Here is a 15,827-nt window from a genome sequence, read left to right on the forward strand (position 1 = left end):
GGATCCGGTGATTTTCGAAAACGAGCAACGGAACGAGCCGACTGAGCGGTACGACGTTTTCCTGTCGTTCACCGGGCAAGATCGAAAGCTCGCGCAGCGGCTGGCGGGCGAGCTGCACCATCTCGGCCTTCGCGTCTTCGTCGACGACATGATCGACGAGTTCGAGAGCATCGACAAACGAATCGCCAGTGCGCTCTCGGCGGCCAAAACGCTCGTCGCGATCTATTCCCGCGAGTTCGCTAGCCGCCCCGCGTGCCAGCGAGAGCTGATGGCTGCCTTCATCGCAGCTCAGCAGTCCGGATCGCCGTCCGATCGCATACTGGTGGTGAATCCCGAACCGAGTGCGGACCACTTGCAGCCGATCGAGCTGGCGGACGCCAAATATGCCGTGCCGCCGGGCGATGCGTCTACGGCACGCACGTTGGCGAAGAAGATCCGAGCCAAGGTGCGGGCGGTCGATACAACGCTCGGGATCCCGGTGCCACCGAAAGCTCCGCCGTGGATCGGAGCGATTCCCGGCCGCCACCGATTCGTCGGCAGGTACCCGGAGCTTTGGGCCTTGCACAGCGCTCTGCACCGCCCCGGCTACGCACTCGCGCACACAGCGTTGTCCGGGCCGGTAGCCGCACTGTGCGGCCTTCCAGGTGCGGGGAAGACGGCACTTGCCGCCGCCTACGCATGGAGTTTCGGCAATGCGTACCCCGCGGGCGTTTTCTGGCACCGGGCCGGGGAGCAGCCCACACGAGGGTCCGGTCCGTACTCGGAGAGCCTGCGGTCGGCTGCGGTCGCCGCCGGACTGCGTCGTCCCGGCAGGCGATCTCGGCCAAGCGATCTCGTCATCGCGCTCGGTGGTGCGTTGAGGCAGCGCGGCCGGCCCCTCCTCTGGGTCATCGACGAAATCCCCGAAACCTTCGACCCCGCCGACCTCCCCCGCGTGGTTCCCCCGGTGGGGCAATTGCTCCACACCATCCTCATCAGCCGGGAGAACATCTTCGACTGCGGCACCCCCGCGCTCGAACTGGGGGCGTTGCCCACGCCCGATGCGATTGCCCTGATCAGGGCTTACCGTCCCCTCGCTGAGGAAGGGGAGCTCAGGGCGGCGGGACAGCTGGCCGAGCGGCTGGGAGGGCATTGCGGAGCGTTGTCCACCGCCGGCGAGCAACTGCGAGACGCACAGGGTTTCATCTCGGTGGCGCAGTACGAAGCCGCGGTCGGTGACGGCAGTGTCCGTGCGGAAGCAGCCGTCGGGCCGGTATTGAATCGACTGACCGAGGATGAGAAGTCCATCATCCGTCTCGCGGCAGTGAGTGGCTCGCTCACACTTCCTGCCGAACTCATCGCCGCCGTGATCGGCAGTACTTGGCGTACGGCGGAGGCGCTTGGCGGCATAAGACGGCGGCTGCTGGCCACCCGCAGGGAGAACTGGTGGTCGTTCCACCCCCTGGTCGTCACGGCAGTTGCCCGTACCAGCGAGGCCGACGACGCGGTCATCACCACCTGTTTCGTCACGGAACTCCTGCGATTGGCCGGGACGCCGACGGCATCGGCAACAATGCTCGACGGTATCCGCGCCATGGCAAGCAGAGTGCTCGTGAGCCGTCCTGACCTGCCACTATCCGACGAACGCAGGTTGCGCTCGCTGCTTGCAGAACCGGCTTCTGCCCAGGAATCGCCCGACGACTCGGACCGCCCGATCAGTTCGGGCGTTGCGCAGAGCCGCGGCATAGCGAGCAGTCCTCCCGTTCGGACCACTCCGAATGTCCCAATGAGCCAGGAGTGAAGGCTTCCACTCCTACATCCTTTCGTACCACCAGACGAAAATTCCAGATCCTCTCGGCGAACGCGTGATAGGCGGAGTGATATTTCGCAGACTGCGGATTTTCTCCTTGTTGAACGACTCGACGCATTTCGATCAACGCCAAGAATGCAGACTCGCCTGCACTGGACACCTTGACGGGACTGAACATCAACAGACTCTCCCGGGTCCGGTGCAAACCCGACTCGGCGATCGCCGCTGAGGCTTCAGCGCGCAAGTCTCGCCCAGGACCTGGATCTTGCGCTACCGAGCGCAGCGCAAAGTGAGCAGCGTCAAGCGCGGTGGAGAAGTCGACATACACCGTGCGGCGGAAATCTTCACGCTCTCTGCTCAGATGGTGAACCGCGACAAGCTTTCCGCTCAGCAACGTTCCCGACAACGCGATGACAGCACCGATGACCGTGCTGAACAGAGGGAGCCAAAGCATGCTGCCATGATGCCATCACACCTGCGAAGCGGCGCGCACCATCGAAGCAGACCGAATCTCGCGGAGACCCGCGAGATGACACGAATCCCGTTCAACGGGGAATTGCGAGGAGCCTGCCATGATGGTCGTCTGTTCCCTTGCCGCGCTTGTCCGGGCGGCGCTGTTCGTCGTTGTGATCGCTCTGGTTGCCGGGTTGGCGCTGGCCGCGCCGTCCAGTCCGCCCGGCTCCGGGCCGGCCGGGTCCCCCGCCACCGCGGAACCCGTCACGCACTGACGGCCGTCACGGCCCCAGGTGCTCCACCAGCCGGGCCAGCTGGTCGGCGTAGCGCCGGACGAACTCGGGCGAGTCCCCGTCGGTGCCGGTCAGTCCGTCGACCACGTGCGGCAACGTCACCGGGGCCATCGCGGCCGCCATCAGCAGTACCGTCAGGCACGCCGGGTCGACCCACTCCGGCAGGCGGCCCTCGGCCTTCAGGGCCGCGATCTGCGCCACCGACCCCGCCAGGCGCTGCGTGCGCGGCGCGTGGTCCGGGTCGGTGTCCGGGCCCTCGTACTCCAGGCCCGACCACGCCAGCAGCCGGACGCCGTCGCGGCTCGCCAGTGCCTCCAGCGCCATCCGGCGCACCTGTTCGGACAGCGGCAGCTCCGGGGCCATCAGCTCGCTCTGCCGCTCCCCCCACTCCTCCGACATCGCGCGGTACAGGCCTTCTTTGCCGTCGAAGTAGTACGAGATCAGCTGCTGGTTCACCCCGGCCCGCGCCGCGATCGCCGCGATCCGCGCTCCGGCGTAGCCCTTCGCCGCGAACTCCGCGCCCGCCGCCTCCAGGATCAGCCGGCGGGTGCGCTCCGGATCCCGTTGGCGTTCCTGGGGCTTCGGCGAACGGCGGGGCTTCGACGCGGTCACGCCGCGACTATACGTCAACCAACCGCTTGACTCTGTGGAACAGAAAGGTGAGTCAGGGCGAGGGCGAGCACCAGCACGCCGGCGCTGACCGCGAGCGCGCCCGCCGTCGCGGAGGCGGATCCGCTGTCCAGCCGGGCGAAGAAGACGGTGCCGGACAAGGCGATCCCGGTCGCCGTGCCGAGCTGGACTGTGGTGTTCACGACGCCGGACGCCGCCCCGGCCCGTTCGGGCGGGATCCCCGCCATCGAGGCGGCGAACAGTGAGTTCAGCACCGCACCCAGGCCGAGCCCGACGGCGATCACGGGCACCAGCAGGGCCCAACCGCTCAGCGCGGAGTCCTCCTGCGCCACCAGGACCGCGAGCAGCACCAGCCCGGCCAGCAGCACCGCGACACCGCCGGCGGTGAACGCCCGGCCGAACTTCGGGGCCAGGCGCATGGCCAGGACGTTGCCCGCGACGATGCCGAGCGTCGACGGCGCGAACGTCAAAGCCGCTTCCCACGGCGTGAACCCGAGCCCGAGCTGCAGGTGCAACGTCAGGACGAAGAACACGCCGACCCCGGTGTTGACGCAGAGCAGGACGGCCTGGCTGCCGGCGACGTGCCGCAGCAGGTCCGGCGGGAGCAGCGGTTCGCCACCGCGGCGGAACTGAAGCCGCTGGTGCCAGGCGAACACGCCGAACAGCGGGACCGCGGCCGCCGGCAGCACGATCGACCACACCGGCCAGCCCAGTTCGCGCCCCTGCACCAGCGGGTAGAACACCGCGAACAACGCGGCGGTCAGCAGCGCCAGCCCGACGGGGTCCATGCGGTGCCGGCGGAACCCCGGCCGGCCCGGCATGGTGACCAGGGCCCCGGCCAGCGCGAGGACGCCGATGGGCAGGTTCACCAGGAAGATCGCCCGCCAGCCGGTCCCGAAAAGATCGGCCTCCGTCAACGCGCCGCCCAGCAGCGGCCCGGCGAGCCCGCCGACCGGGAACGCGGCCGCGTACCAGGTCATCGCCTTCGGCCGCTCCCGCTCGTCGAACTCCGCGTGCACGAACGACAGGACCTGCGGCACCATCAGCCCGGACCCGACGCCCTGCACCACGCGCGCGGCGATCAGCACGCCGACGTGCCCGGCGAGACCGGCGCCGAGCGAGGCGGCGGTGAACACGAGCATGCCCGCCACGAACAGCTTCTTCGGCCCGTGGCGATCGCCCAGGCGCCCTCCGGTGATCAGCGTGAGCGCGAACCCCAGCGCGTACCCGGCCGAAATCCACTGCAGCGCGGCATCACCGGTGCCGAGCTCCCGCCGGATGGTCGGCAGCGCCACCGCGACGATCTGGTTGTCGATCATGTCCACCAGCACCGCGAGTACCGCGACCGCCAGTGCCCACCACCTGAGCGCGTGTTTCTCCACGACGTACCTCTCCCCAGCGACGACCTTGACGCGGCCATCGTCAACCAGGCGGACGACTCTGTCAACCAAATGTTTGATTGAGTCCGCCGTGCGTTGGAGAGAGGGGGGTCAGCCTTCGAGCACCTCCCGCAGCTTCTTGGCGAACGCCTCGGGCCGGCCGGCGTAGCCGAACTCGCCGCCCAGGAAACCGCCGTGGTGACTGGGGAACACGGTCGCCTCCTGACCCAGCAGCCCGGCCGTCCCGACCCCGGCGCGCCCGGTGAAGACCTCGCGGGATTCCTCGCCGACGGCGACGACGATCCGCGTCGGCGCGGCGGCCAGCGCCTCGACGTCGAGCCGGTAGGTGGTCACCCCGAGGGACCGGTCGGTCAGCAGCGGGTCGTCGCGGCGGCCGTCGTCGTCGACCGGCAGCCCGAACTGCGCCGGGTCCGCCGGTGGCAGCGCGAAGTAGGCGTCGGTGAACTCGCCCTGCCACGAGGTCATCGCGAAGAACGCCGCCATCCCGGCGCCGAACCCCTTGGCCTGGTACGCGTCCCGGATCGCCTGGCCGGCGCGCGCGGCCGCGGCGGCGTCGGGCAACGACCCGATGAGCGGTGGCTCGTGGGCGACCAGGGTGCGGACGTCGCCGGGGTGGGCGGTGACGAGCGCGAGCGCGGTGACCGCGCCACCGCTGCTCCCGAACACCTCGACGGCGCCGGCCCCCAGCGCCCGGATGACGGCGTGGACGTCTTCGGCTTGGACGGCGGGCACGTGGTCCTCCCGCCCGTCCTTGCGGACGCTGCGCCCGAGCCCGCGCGGGTCGTAGGTGACCACGGTGCGGTCGGCGAAGTGCGACGCCAAGGAGCCGAACCCTTCGGCGGTCATCGGCTGCCCGATCATGAGCAGCGGCGGCCGCGGGCTTTCGGCGGGCGCCGGGCCGTGGACGTCGTAGACGATGTCGGCTTCCGGTGTTTCCAGTGTGTGCGTGGTGGTCATGGTTCCTCCCCGGTCAGGTCTCCCCGGGAGATTAGGCCGGGGCACCGACAGTTTTGCCCGGCCGAGTCGCGCGCCGTGGTGTCGATCCACGTCGGCGGGGCGTATGAAGCCCCGCTGGTCGCCGAACCGCGCGCGTGAGTGGCCGACCGGACTCGCACCGGCTTCGCCCGGGGCCACAGCCCGGGGCCTCGTCTCCTTCGGCATCGGCCACGGTGGAAGACGTGGGTGTCGAACCCACCGAGGCGATCGTGCAAGGATCGCCCGCGCTCCGGCGCGTCTCCCGGGCGGCGCGTCCGGGACGCACCGCCGAGAGCCCCCGGCAGGAGTCGAACCTGCGACCTGCGGCTTCGGAAGCCGCTGCTCTTTCCACTGAGCCACGGGGGCGCACTCGCGTCGCCCGCACTGTTGCGGCCGAGACGAGCGCAGAAAAAACGGCACCGGCGGAAGGAGTCGAACCCTCGGGTCGCGGTTTTGGAGACCGCGCCGCTTCCGAAGCACGCCGATAAAGAATTGCGAACGCACGAAAAGAGAAAGCCGCCCGAATCGGTTTCCCGATGGGCGGCTCCCGAGCCATGACGAGGACTACGTCATGACGAGGAGCCAGGAAGGCCATGCCACCGGAGGTGGCGGGCTACCGGTGCACACGCGGCAGCCGCGGTGTGCCGCGCCGCTCGCGTCCGCATGTGCGTCATGGTTTCTCCCGAGTTTTCGTTCCGGTGGAACCATCCTCCGGCACCCAGCCCCGTGCGGTCAACGCATTTAGGGCCGCGAACCCACCCCCGGGTGTCCGCATGCGGACAGTGGCCGGATTCGCTCATGCGCCCCCACCGAAACCTCTCCTAAGCTCTGCCTCGTCGAGCCGCTTACCCGGGGCCGCTGCCGACACCAATCTTCCATTCGACGAGGGGTTTTCCCATGTTCAAAAACAGAGTGCGCGCCGCGGTGCTGGCGTTCTCGGTGCTGCTGAGCGGCCTCACCACGGCCACGCTGACCGCCGCTCCCGCCTCCGCCGCGGCGTCGTGCACCGGCGGGGTGTCGGTCTACGGCGTACTGCCCGACGGCAAGCTCACCTACACCACGATCGACCCGGACAGCGGCGACATCACGCACGTCGTCGTCTCCTCCAAGTCGCTCGGGTTCTCCCCGAAAGCGCTGGCCACGCTCAACTTCAACACGCTGCTCGTCACCTCGGCGGCCGGTGTCCTCTACCGCGTCGACATCGTCACCAACAGCGGCAGCCTGACCTTCGACGACCCGATCGACGTCCAGCACGGCTGGACCCACAACCTGCTGTCCTACGACGGACACGGCCACCTCTACGGCACGACCTCCGGCGGTTCGCTGCTGCAGTACCTGGTTTCCGCGCCCAAGCCGGGCGCGAACCAGATCGGGCAGCGCCGCGAAATCGGCAGCGGCGGGTTCGCCCTCAAGACGCTCGCCACGTCCGGGGACGACCGGCTCATCGCGACCGCGTCCGACGGTCAGCTGATCAGCTACGCCGTTTCGCAGACCGGCACCACCTACACCCGTGCCCAGCTCGACGACGCCGGCTGGCAGAGCTTCGAAAACCTCGTGTCCCCCGGCGGCGGCCTGTACTACGGCAAGAACCCCGACGGCGCCATGTACTGGTACGAGGACGACGACCCGGCCGACGGGTCCGGCGCGGACATCGCCTACCACCTGGACGACCCGGTTGCCTCGCGCGGCTGGACGCAGTACCTGCTCTCGGCCGACCCGGCCGGCTGCACCAGCACCACCCCGGTCAAGCCGCTGCGCTCGAAGATCGCCACCCTCGCCACCGGCGAGGTCGGCACCACCGAAGCGAACTGCGACAAGTACAACAGCGGGTGCAACCAGGGCGCGAACGACTGGTGCGCGATGTTCGCCACCTGGACCTGGGCGGCGGCCGGCGTGGCGAACGTGCCGCGCGGCACGTGGGTCGCCCGCGGCCTCGGCGAGTGGGGTGTCGAGCACGGCCTGTTCAAGTCCCGGACCGGCAGCTCGCACGGCAGCCCGAAGATCGGTGACTGGGTGATCTACGGCCCGCCGAACGGCAGCACGGGCGGACACGTCGACGTGATCACCGCGGTGCACCCCGACGGCACGCTCACCGTCGTCGGCGGCAACGTCAGCAACAAGGTCACGCGGCGGGTGATCGACCCCGACACCGCCCGGTCCGGCCGTGAGGAGCAGCTGATCTCCGGCTACGTCTCCCCGCCCGGCGCCTGATCCTTCCCTTCCGCGCGGTGCCGCGGCCCGAGCCGCGGCACCGCCCCCACCACCTGGAGTCCTCATGCGCACCACCACGAGATCGATCGCCGCGGCCCTCGCCGCGCTGTCCATCCTCACCGCGGGCGCGACCGCCGCGAGCGCCACCACCGAATCCGACGCCATGGCCGTCCGGATGGAGCAGCTGGCCGCCTACGCGACCGCGGCCTGCGTCCCCGGCGGCCCGACCGCGGCCGACACCGCCTCGGCCTCCCGGCTCAACAGCGTCCTGACCGGCACGCTGAAAGGTCACATGACGCCCTACCGGGTCTCCTGCGCCCGGGCCGTCATCGACGCGGTGCAGGCGCGCGGGCTGGACGAGCGCGCGGCCGTCATCGCGATCACCACCACGATCGTCGAATCCCTGCTCGAAAACATCAGCGAAAAGGTCGACCACACCAGCCTCGGCCTGTTCCAGCAGCTCGACTCCTGGGGCACCGAGTCGCAGCGGCTCAACCCGGCCTGGGCCACCAACGCCTTCCTCGACGTCATGGAAGACTTCTACCCGAACGGCAGCTGGCGCACCGCCGCGATCGGCGACGTCTGCCAGCGGGTCCAGCGCTCCGCCTTCCCCGAGCGCTACCAGCCGCAGGCCGCGGACGCGCAGCGCATCGTCGACGAGCTGAGCAGCCCGGCCGCGAGCACCGTGTCGGTCTACGGCGCGCTGGCCGACGGTCGGCTGACCTACAGCACCATCAACTCGCAGACCGGCGACCGCACCAAGACCCTCGTCTCGGCCGACAACCTCGGCTTCACGCCGAAGGCGCTGGCCACGCTGAACTTCAACACCGTGCTCGCGACCTCGCCCGCCGGCGTGCTCTACCGCGTCGACGTCATCACGAACAACAACTCGCTGCAGCTCGGCACCCCGGTCGCGCTCGGCAGCGGCTGGACCCACGACATGCTGACCTACGACGGCCACGGCCACCTCTACGGCATTGCCGGCACCACCCTGATGTCCTACGTGGTCTCCCGGCCCAAGCCCGCGAGCAACCAGATCGGCCAGCGGGTGGTGATCGGCACCGGGTTCACCATGCGCACCATCGCCGCCACCGGCGACGACTGGCTCGTCGGCATCAGCACCGCCGGCGTCCTGCGCTCGTACCACATCGCGGCCGACCACACCTGGACCGGGACGACGCTGGCGGACCGCTGGAGCACCTTCGACCAGATCGTCTCGCCCGGCTACGGCCTGTACTACGCCCAGACCCGCGACGGCGCGCTGTACCGCTACCAGGACCACAACCCGTTCGACTTCGACGGCTCGGACATCCAGGGGTTCGGCACCGACCCGGTCGACACCCAGGGGTGGACGCAGACGCTGCTGTCGGCCCAGCCGTTCGGCGCCTAGCCCTTCCGGGGCCCGGCGTTCCGGCATGGGAGACGAACCGGCCGCACGCTGGTGGGGCGAGACGGGCGGCGATCCTCGGCCGCAGCCGGGGGGCTGGTGGCCCGAACCGGACAACCTGCACTGGGTACGGGGGCCGGTACCGGACGAGGAACCGCCGGGCAGCCACGGTCCGGATCCGGCCGGCCCCGCGTGACCGGATCCGGACAGTGGCCGGACTTGCTCTCCCGGCGTAAGACATCCCGGCCTAACTTGTCACACAGCAGAGATCACTTTTCGCGGGGAGGACGACATGATCAAGCGAATGCTGGCCGGACTGGTAGCGGGGATCGCGGCGACGGTCGCGTTCGGGGCGCTGGCCGCACCGGAGGCGGCGGCCATCCAGGATCCGACCACCAAATGTGTCTGGATCTGGACCCAGGGTGGGGGAGCCTGCAAGAAGTTGGACTAGTCGAGCCAGCCCAGCCGGGTGGCCGCGTGCACCGCGGCCACCCGGTTGTCCGCCTGCAGGGCGTCGAGCAGGCCTTGGACGTGGCGGCGCACGGTCCGCTCGCTGACATCGAGGTGCCGCGCGATGGCCCCGTCGGTCATCCCGGTGGCCAGCAGGTCGAGCACCTTGGCCTGGGTCGGCGTCAGCCCGTGGCGCTGCTGCCCGTCGCCGATCGGCACGGCCTGGGTCCACACCAGTTCGAACAGCATCCGCAGCGCGGCCACGATGGTCGGGCTGCGCACGAAGACCGCACCCGCCATCCCGCTGGGATCGAGCGGCATCAGCGCCGAGTGGTGGTCGGCGATCACCATCTTCATCGGCAACTCGGGCGCCACCCGCATGGTCCAGCCGGCGGCGATGCTGGCCTCGACGACGCCCTTCGCGCCCTCGAACTCCAGCGCGGCGCGCTCGTAGACGTTGCGCAGCCGCACACCGCGTTCGGTCACCGCGTCGGGCAGGGCCATCGCCGTGTTCGCGTCGGGTTTGCGCTTGAAGTGCCGCGTGGTGAAGGTGAGGAACTCCTCCTTCGCGGACAGGCACAGTTCGAGGGAGAGGGCACCGATCCGCTGCGGGTCGGACAGCACCTCGACGGCGGCATCGCTCCCGCCGCCGTAGGCCGCCCGGTAGACGGTCTGGAGCACGTCCAGTTGCTGACGCGCCGCGAGGATCTGCCGCTGCTGCTCGACCAGTCGCTGCTGCGCGCCGAGGATGGCGTGGTCGACCGCCCGCACCGGTTCCATCGGCGCCAGCACCGGGTCATCGCGGTAGTCCCGGCGGACGAACCCCCGGTCGACCAGCTCCTGCATCTCGGGAGTCGTGGCCCGCGGATCGTCCAGCGGCACCGGCCCGGACCGCACCATGGCGTCGTAAAGCGCTCCCGCGCCGGTCGACAGCAGCCCTTCCAGCATCCCCGCACCCCCGCGCTCATCCCGGCTCCAGACTAGTCCATTCGGCCGGTCGATCGAGGTGCCGGACGCCGCGGATCCGGGCGCGTGAAGGGGCTTTCGGAGCCGCCAAGGGGGCTCGAACCCCTGACCTTCTGTTTACAAGCTGTCTGGTGGGCCGTTCACGACAGTTCGTTGGGCGACTAACCGCAGGTCATGGTGCCACTCCGGCGTAATTCGACCACCGGCGGCTGCCGATGAACGAGACTGGAACTGAGACAGCTGCGCTACCTGCAGGACCGGCTCAGCTCGACCAACCGGCCCCCTACGCAGCGGACGTCGCAGCTTTCCGACGCCGACGGGCGGCTGCGCGATCGGCCCGGAGGACGGCCTCGGCGATGCGTTGAGCCAGCAGTGGCGGGACGGCATTGCCCACTTGCCGCCCTTTCGAAGTCAAGGTGCCCGCGAACGTAAAATCTCTCGGGAAGGTCTGTAGGCAAGCTGCCTCACGCAGACTGATCGCGCGATGCTGCACGGGATGGCCGTACCGCCCATTGGAGTAGCTCAGGCATCGAGTAGTCATCGCCGACGCTGGGCGGTCCCAAGCTAGACGCCCGTACACGTCCGAGTGCCCCACGTGCCCACGATGGCAGTCCAGAAGAAGGTCGTCGTTCCAGCTCTCGCGGCCACGACCCTCCGCAGTCGCACGAATCCGACGCATATTGATCGGTGACAGCTTCATTGCAGCATGGTCAGGGTCATCCTTGTGCTGCTCGCCGGCGCCGACCGCGGGTAGTCCATCCAACCAGTCCCGAACAGTTGTTGGAGGCTCCAAGCCTGGGCCATGCGTGGCCGCAGGCATCGGCACTTCCCCATCAAGCGAGGCGACCAAAACGAGACGTTTTCGCATTTGAGGTACGCCGAAATGGAGTGCCGAGAGAATCTCGCAAGTTACCTTATATCCCACATCTTCGAGCGCATTAATGAAGTTCGCAAAGGGACCCTCGCTGCCAACCTTCTGAAGACCCGGAACATTCTCTACAACCACGTAGTCTGGCTTAATTGCGAGGACGAATCGTTGAAATTCGCCAAGCAATAGACGCCGCGGATCCGATCCCTTCTGGGAACGATTCTGTGCGGAAAATGGCTGACAGGGAGCACACCCTGAGAAAAGAATCTTTCCGCGCTTGGGTAAAACCCCTGTCAATTCAGAGACATCCACCTTGCGGATGTCTCGCTCAAAAAACTTTGCCTCAGGAAAGTTCTGCCTATAAGTTGCTGACGCATCAGGATCATTGTCCAAACCAGCAATTATTGACATTCCAGCATTACGAAAGCCAAGGCTGGTTCCACCACAACCAGAGAAGAAGTCGACCACTGAGATGCGTCCCATGAGCCGCCTATCTCCCCTCTAGAAAATTCTGGACGCGACTGCGAATAGTAGCTAGTTCAGCGCAATCGTCATCGACCTTCGCGAGTTCACGCCGTTGCTCAGCAAGAATCTCACTCGCCGTCACGGCTTCCCACTCCTCAAGGCCAAGGGAACTTCTAGTCCTGTGCTTCCAGTACACCTTAGCATCTACGTCGCCAAGGCTCTCCCCCGCCATCTCGACCAGCAACTCTTCTGGCACCATGCCTGGCAAATAGTCAACATTGAGGCGATACCACTCCAGAACTAGCCTCAGCTGAGCCGACTTACTAGCCGCCGAAGAATCACCCTTATGACCGTCTGGAAATATTCGAACCTCCCCGCCAGCTATCTTATTTGCGGTTTCTTCCAAGTTCGCCTCTTGAATTTCATCAGGTTCAGGACAGTCAATATCCGGCCGCTGGTCACCATCAAGAAGAACCAATGAGTCCGACTTTCTAGCCAGCGCAAACGACGGAATAAACTTCGTTCGAATACCTGACGCGCCGCCAGGAAGCGGGAGTATTTCGACCTGAATATTTGCAGCCTGCCCAAGCGGCCTCATGGCCTTCTTAACGATGGCCACAGCCAAGAGATCTTCAACGTAAATTGTCTTGGCCTTCTGCAGGTTGACTCCTAGCCGAAAGAAAGCTTCACTAGGGTCTGACCTCTGCGCAACAAGTTCAACACGACCGTCATTTTCATTCGAATGAAGGACCTTTATTGCCGAAGGAGGGAGATCCCGAATAATCTCCGGCGCATGAGTAGACAAGATTATCTGATGTTTTTTCAGTTTAGCTTGATCAGCGAGAAAGCTCATCAAGTTACGCTGTGCGCCAGGATGAAGAGAAACTTCGGGTTCATCCAGGAGAATCAACGAGCGATCCTCTGCTTCCATCACCTTCATAACGAGGCGAGCAACCGCGAATTCTCCACTGCCAGCGAACGCTTCAGAATATTCCAAGTCATTCGTCTTCAGCCGAACCGTAGCGCCCTCGACATTGAAGTAGCGGTGCTCCAGAACTTCGATGGAAGTGTAGACCCTCCCGAGAATCTCAGAAATGACTTTTACCTGCTCCTCCGAAGCAAACCGAGCAGGCTTCAATATTCGCTGCATCTGAAACCAGTTGTCACTACGGCGACCATCGCCAAGCGCCAGGACCATTCGGGCAGCACGTTTACGCACGCGATTTTTCCGCTCCCCGACACTAGCGCCGCCAAGATTAGGCGCAGAGTGAAAGAAGAACTTATCGTACGCAGAAAGCTCAGATCGAAAGTCGAGATACTCGACCTTCTTCCGGATCGCCTTCCATCGAGTTTGCACCCGGTCGGCCGGCACCCCTTTGCCCTCAACCAGAGGAGGCATCCGCTCCATACCATCGACAATCAACGGTCGGGACGGCTCAAAGTAGTCCGGATTCTTGTCCCTTTTGATCCGCGTCTTAACTACTTCGACGATTTGCCCCGCACTCTTAGCAAAATAGCCATGTATGAACCGGTGACGATCTTCGTCAGAGATCGGGTCCAAACTAGTGGAGAACCAGTAATTTCCCAGGTTCTCATAGTCAGGACACCCCTGGATCGCACGAAGGATCGCCGTCTTATTGGTGCCATTCGGCCCAACAAGCGCGGTAACGGGGTGATCGAAGTTGATCTGAGTATCTTCACGGATGTTCTTGAACCGGGGAAACCGGATGTAGCGCAGGTACGGCTCAAGCGCACCAGCTTCCATCATTCTAGCCAACTTGTCGTGTGCATCCCCGCTCACGCGCACCTCCCCGCCCGCCCCCGAACTGGTTGATAGCTAGGCTAACCACATGATGTGGATCACTCAACACCCAATTTCTAACATTGTTAGTAAATCGATATCTGCGCCCACTGCACGATCGTCGACCAATGGTCAGACGTTACCGGCGACTTCAGACGGTTTGAGATCAGTACTTGATCCGGATAGCCGCGTTCGACGGAACCTTGCCAGCCAGGAATTCCCCGACCTGCTGAGCAGCGACTGAATAGCAGAGCGCGTTGGTTCCAGGGACGGTTCGTGCAGAGTGCGGACTGATGATGACGCCCGGGCAGCTCCAGAGCGGATGATTTGGCGGAAGCGGCTCCGGCTCCGTGACATCAAGCGCTGCCCGTAGACGGCCCGAACGAACCTCGGCTACAAGGGCATCAGTGTCGACAATCTTGCCCCGTCCGGCGTTGATAAGCATCGCACCGTCGGCCATAGCTGAAAGAAATTTTTCATCAACCAGGTTAGTGGTCTCGGCGTTAAGCGGTGCTGTAATTACTACAATGTCGTGTCCTCTGATCAAGCCTGGCATCTCAGATGCCGCATAGACTCCGTCTCGGCTTGACCTGGCTACCAAGGTCGACCCCGCGCCAAATGCCGCGAAAAGCCGGGCAACAGCTGACCCGATGCTGCCCGCTCCAACTATGAGAGCCCGCTTCCCGCGAAGCGTATCGGCGTCGAACCTGCGGTGCGCCCAGATGTGCTGATCCTGGAATCGCACCAGAGCTGGCCATTGGCGGTACTGAGTCAGCGCGGCAGACAGAACCCATTCGGAGACCGGTCCGGCGTGTGCTCCCCGCGCGCCGACGAGGACGACGCCATCCGGGATCTCGTTCACCCACTCGTCCGTGCCGGCCGCCGTGATCTGGACCATCTGGAGGTTGGGCATCTGCGCCATCAACGCCATGGGGCGATTGGTGCCACGGTAGGGCGGCACGAAAATCTCAGCCTGACGCTGGCGCTCGTCCAGGGTCGTCGTTGTGGGGTCGTACGGGATGACCTCGACGGAGTCGAGCTGGCTGAACAGCTCTTGGCCCACCAGGTCGTCCGTCTCCGAGCTGACAAGGATGCGCGTTGTCGCGGTCACTGCTGCTCCGAATCCTCACTCAGTACGGTGCTGACAAGGCTCCTCGCCTGGTCCTGGAGAGGCTTGCTGGACGCCGAGTTGTCGATGACGACGTGGGGGACGGGTGGGCGTAGCTCGAGGTCGATCCCGGCGAGGTAGCTCTCCCAGTTCGCGAGCTTCGTGGCGTCGCGTGCAGCGCCACGGTGGCGAACGTAGGTGTGCATCGTCTCCGCGTCGCAGTAGACCCAGACGAACGAGAGCTTGGCTCCCATCCCCTGGCACGTCGCCTGGATGCGTTCGACCCACGCCGGGTCGGAGAACTCTTTGATGAACGGCGCGGTCACGATCGCGCTGTTGCCGCACTGAACGTTCTCGGTCATCGCGCTGATCAGCGCTTCGTACTCGCGCGGCCGGACCTTGCTGAGGTACATCTCGGACTCGCGGTCGTTGGGCGACAGGCCAAGTAGCTCTAAGGCGGCCTCGACGACGGGGCGGGTCAGGGTGTCCTTGTCGAGCATCGGCCAGCCGGTCTCGCGGGCCACGACGCGGCCAAGCTCCGTCTTGCCGCTACCGGCGTAGCCGCCGACCAGCAGGGCGTGGGGCGCGCTGGGCTTTGGGCGCGTCTCTGCGGCCACATGCGGCGCGTTGACGACGCGGCCCGCGCGGGGCTTGCTGATGACAAGCCCTTCCTTGATCAGCACGTCCATCGCCTCGTTGATCGTGAACGGGCTGACGTTCCACTCGGTCGCCAGCTCGCGCGTGGACGGCAAAGTCTGACCATCGCGGAGTCGACCGGCTTCGATGTCGTTCCGGATGTTGCGGGCTACCTGCTGGTGCAGCGGGTCGGACCGCTGGACCCCAGAGCGCGGCCGGGACATGTGTGCAGCTCCTTCGGGTCGCCAGTGCGACCAATCATCTGGATGGCTAGCAGATCAGACCATACCAGATGACTGGAGAAGTTTTCCCAGCTCAGAGCGCATGATTTTACTCCATTCGAGTCAACCAGTTGACTGGTGAAAAAACCAACTGTTAGGTTCGTGGTGTTCCAC

Annotated in this window: 13 protein-coding genes and 3 tRNA genes; 4 read left to right on the forward strand and 12 right to left on the reverse strand. The window is 65.9% G+C overall.

Annotated elements, in window-relative coordinates; translation table 11 throughout:
- Positions 1-7: 7 nt before the first annotated feature.
- Entirely contained in the window at positions 8-1,780 is a 1,773-nt protein-coding gene (locus tag AB0F52_RS03730) for a toll/interleukin-1 receptor domain-containing protein (RefSeq protein ID WP_360164183.1), read from the forward strand.
- Here the strand turns inward: AB0F52_RS03730 and AB0F52_RS03735 are convergent.
- From AB0F52_RS03735 to AB0F52_RS03760, 6 genes are all read right to left on the reverse strand, one after another.
- Positions 1,695-2,243 (reverse strand): hypothetical protein, encoded by a 549-nt coding sequence (locus AB0F52_RS03735; protein WP_360164185.1) that lies wholly within the window; start codon positions 2,241-2,243, stop codon positions 1,695-1,697. The two genes, AB0F52_RS03730 and AB0F52_RS03735, sit on opposite strands and share 86 nt — an antisense overlap.
- A gap of 280 nt (positions 2,244-2,523) precedes the next feature.
- Positions 2,524-3,147: a TetR/AcrR family transcriptional regulator gene (locus AB0F52_RS03740; RefSeq protein WP_360164187.1), complete on the reverse strand. Its 624-nt coding sequence runs from the start codon at positions 3,145-3,147 to the stop codon at positions 2,524-2,526.
- Between the two features lie 14 nt (positions 3,148-3,161).
- A complete protein-coding gene (locus tag AB0F52_RS03745; RefSeq protein ID WP_360164189.1) occupies positions 3,162-4,547 on the reverse strand; it encodes an MFS transporter in 1,386 nt (461 codons plus the stop codon).
- A 108-nt stretch (positions 4,548-4,655) separates the two neighbouring features.
- Entirely contained in the window at positions 4,656-5,522 is an 867-nt protein-coding gene (locus AB0F52_RS03750; RefSeq protein ID WP_360164191.1) for an alpha/beta hydrolase, read from the reverse strand.
- Positions 5,523-5,833: 311 nt separating this feature from the next.
- A tRNA-Arg gene (locus tag AB0F52_RS03755) sits at positions 5,834-5,906 on the reverse strand.
- Between the two features lie 51 nt (positions 5,907-5,957).
- Positions 5,958-6,026: transfer RNA gene (locus tag AB0F52_RS03760), tRNA-Trp, on the reverse strand.
- Positions 6,027-6,437: 411 nt separating this feature from the next.
- Here AB0F52_RS03760 and AB0F52_RS03765 point away from each other — a divergent pair.
- The 3 genes from AB0F52_RS03765 to AB0F52_RS03775 all read left to right on the forward strand — a co-directional run bounded on the left by AB0F52_RS03765 (position 6,438) and on the right by AB0F52_RS03775 (position 9,589).
- Complete coding sequence (locus tag AB0F52_RS03765; protein ID WP_360164193.1) at positions 6,438-7,751, forward strand: tachylectin-related carbohydrate-binding protein; 1,314 nt, start codon at positions 6,438-6,440, stop codon at positions 7,749-7,751.
- Between the two features lie 64 nt (positions 7,752-7,815).
- Positions 7,816-9,141, forward strand: a complete 1,326-nt coding sequence (locus tag AB0F52_RS03770; RefSeq protein ID WP_360164195.1) for a tachylectin-related carbohydrate-binding protein — start codon at positions 7,816-7,818, stop codon at positions 9,139-9,141.
- A gap of 289 nt (positions 9,142-9,430) precedes the next feature.
- Positions 9,431-9,589, forward strand: a complete 159-nt coding sequence (locus AB0F52_RS03775; protein WP_360164197.1) for a hypothetical protein — start codon at positions 9,431-9,433, stop codon at positions 9,587-9,589.
- Here AB0F52_RS03775 and AB0F52_RS03780 read toward each other — a convergent pair.
- The 6 genes from AB0F52_RS03780 to AB0F52_RS03805 all read right to left on the reverse strand — a co-directional run bounded on the left by AB0F52_RS03780 (position 9,586) and on the right by AB0F52_RS03805 (position 15,656).
- Positions 9,586-10,536 (reverse strand): LuxR C-terminal-related transcriptional regulator, encoded by a 951-nt coding sequence (locus AB0F52_RS03780; RefSeq protein ID WP_360164199.1) that lies wholly within the window; start codon positions 10,534-10,536, stop codon positions 9,586-9,588. The genes AB0F52_RS03775 and AB0F52_RS03780 overlap by 4 nt on opposite strands.
- A gap of 100 nt (positions 10,537-10,636) precedes the next feature.
- A tRNA-Leu gene (locus AB0F52_RS03785) sits at positions 10,637-10,764 on the reverse strand.
- A gap of 73 nt (positions 10,765-10,837) precedes the next feature.
- Positions 10,838-11,905, reverse strand: a complete 1,068-nt coding sequence (locus AB0F52_RS03790) for a DNA cytosine methyltransferase (RefSeq protein ID WP_360164201.1) — start codon at positions 11,903-11,905, stop codon at positions 10,838-10,840.
- A gap of 7 nt (positions 11,906-11,912) precedes the next feature.
- A complete protein-coding gene (locus tag AB0F52_RS03795; protein ID WP_360164203.1) occupies positions 11,913-13,688 on the reverse strand; it encodes an AAA family ATPase in 1,776 nt (591 codons plus the stop codon).
- 166 nt (positions 13,689-13,854) lie between these two features.
- On the reverse strand, positions 13,855-14,799 hold the full coding sequence (locus tag AB0F52_RS03800; RefSeq protein ID WP_360164205.1) for an NAD(P)-dependent oxidoreductase: 945 nt from the start codon (positions 14,797-14,799) through the stop codon (positions 13,855-13,857).
- Complete coding sequence (locus AB0F52_RS03805; RefSeq protein ID WP_360164207.1) at positions 14,796-15,656, reverse strand: GntR family transcriptional regulator; 861 nt, start codon at positions 15,654-15,656, stop codon at positions 14,796-14,798. Before AB0F52_RS03805 ends, AB0F52_RS03800 begins: the two co-directional genes overlap by 4 nt.
- Between the last annotated feature and the right edge of the window lie 171 nt (positions 15,657-15,827).

The organism is Amycolatopsis sp. NPDC024027 (assembly GCF_040638975.1).
In the GTDB taxonomy this organism is placed as follows: Bacteria; Actinomycetota; Actinomycetes; order Mycobacteriales; family Pseudonocardiaceae; genus Amycolatopsis.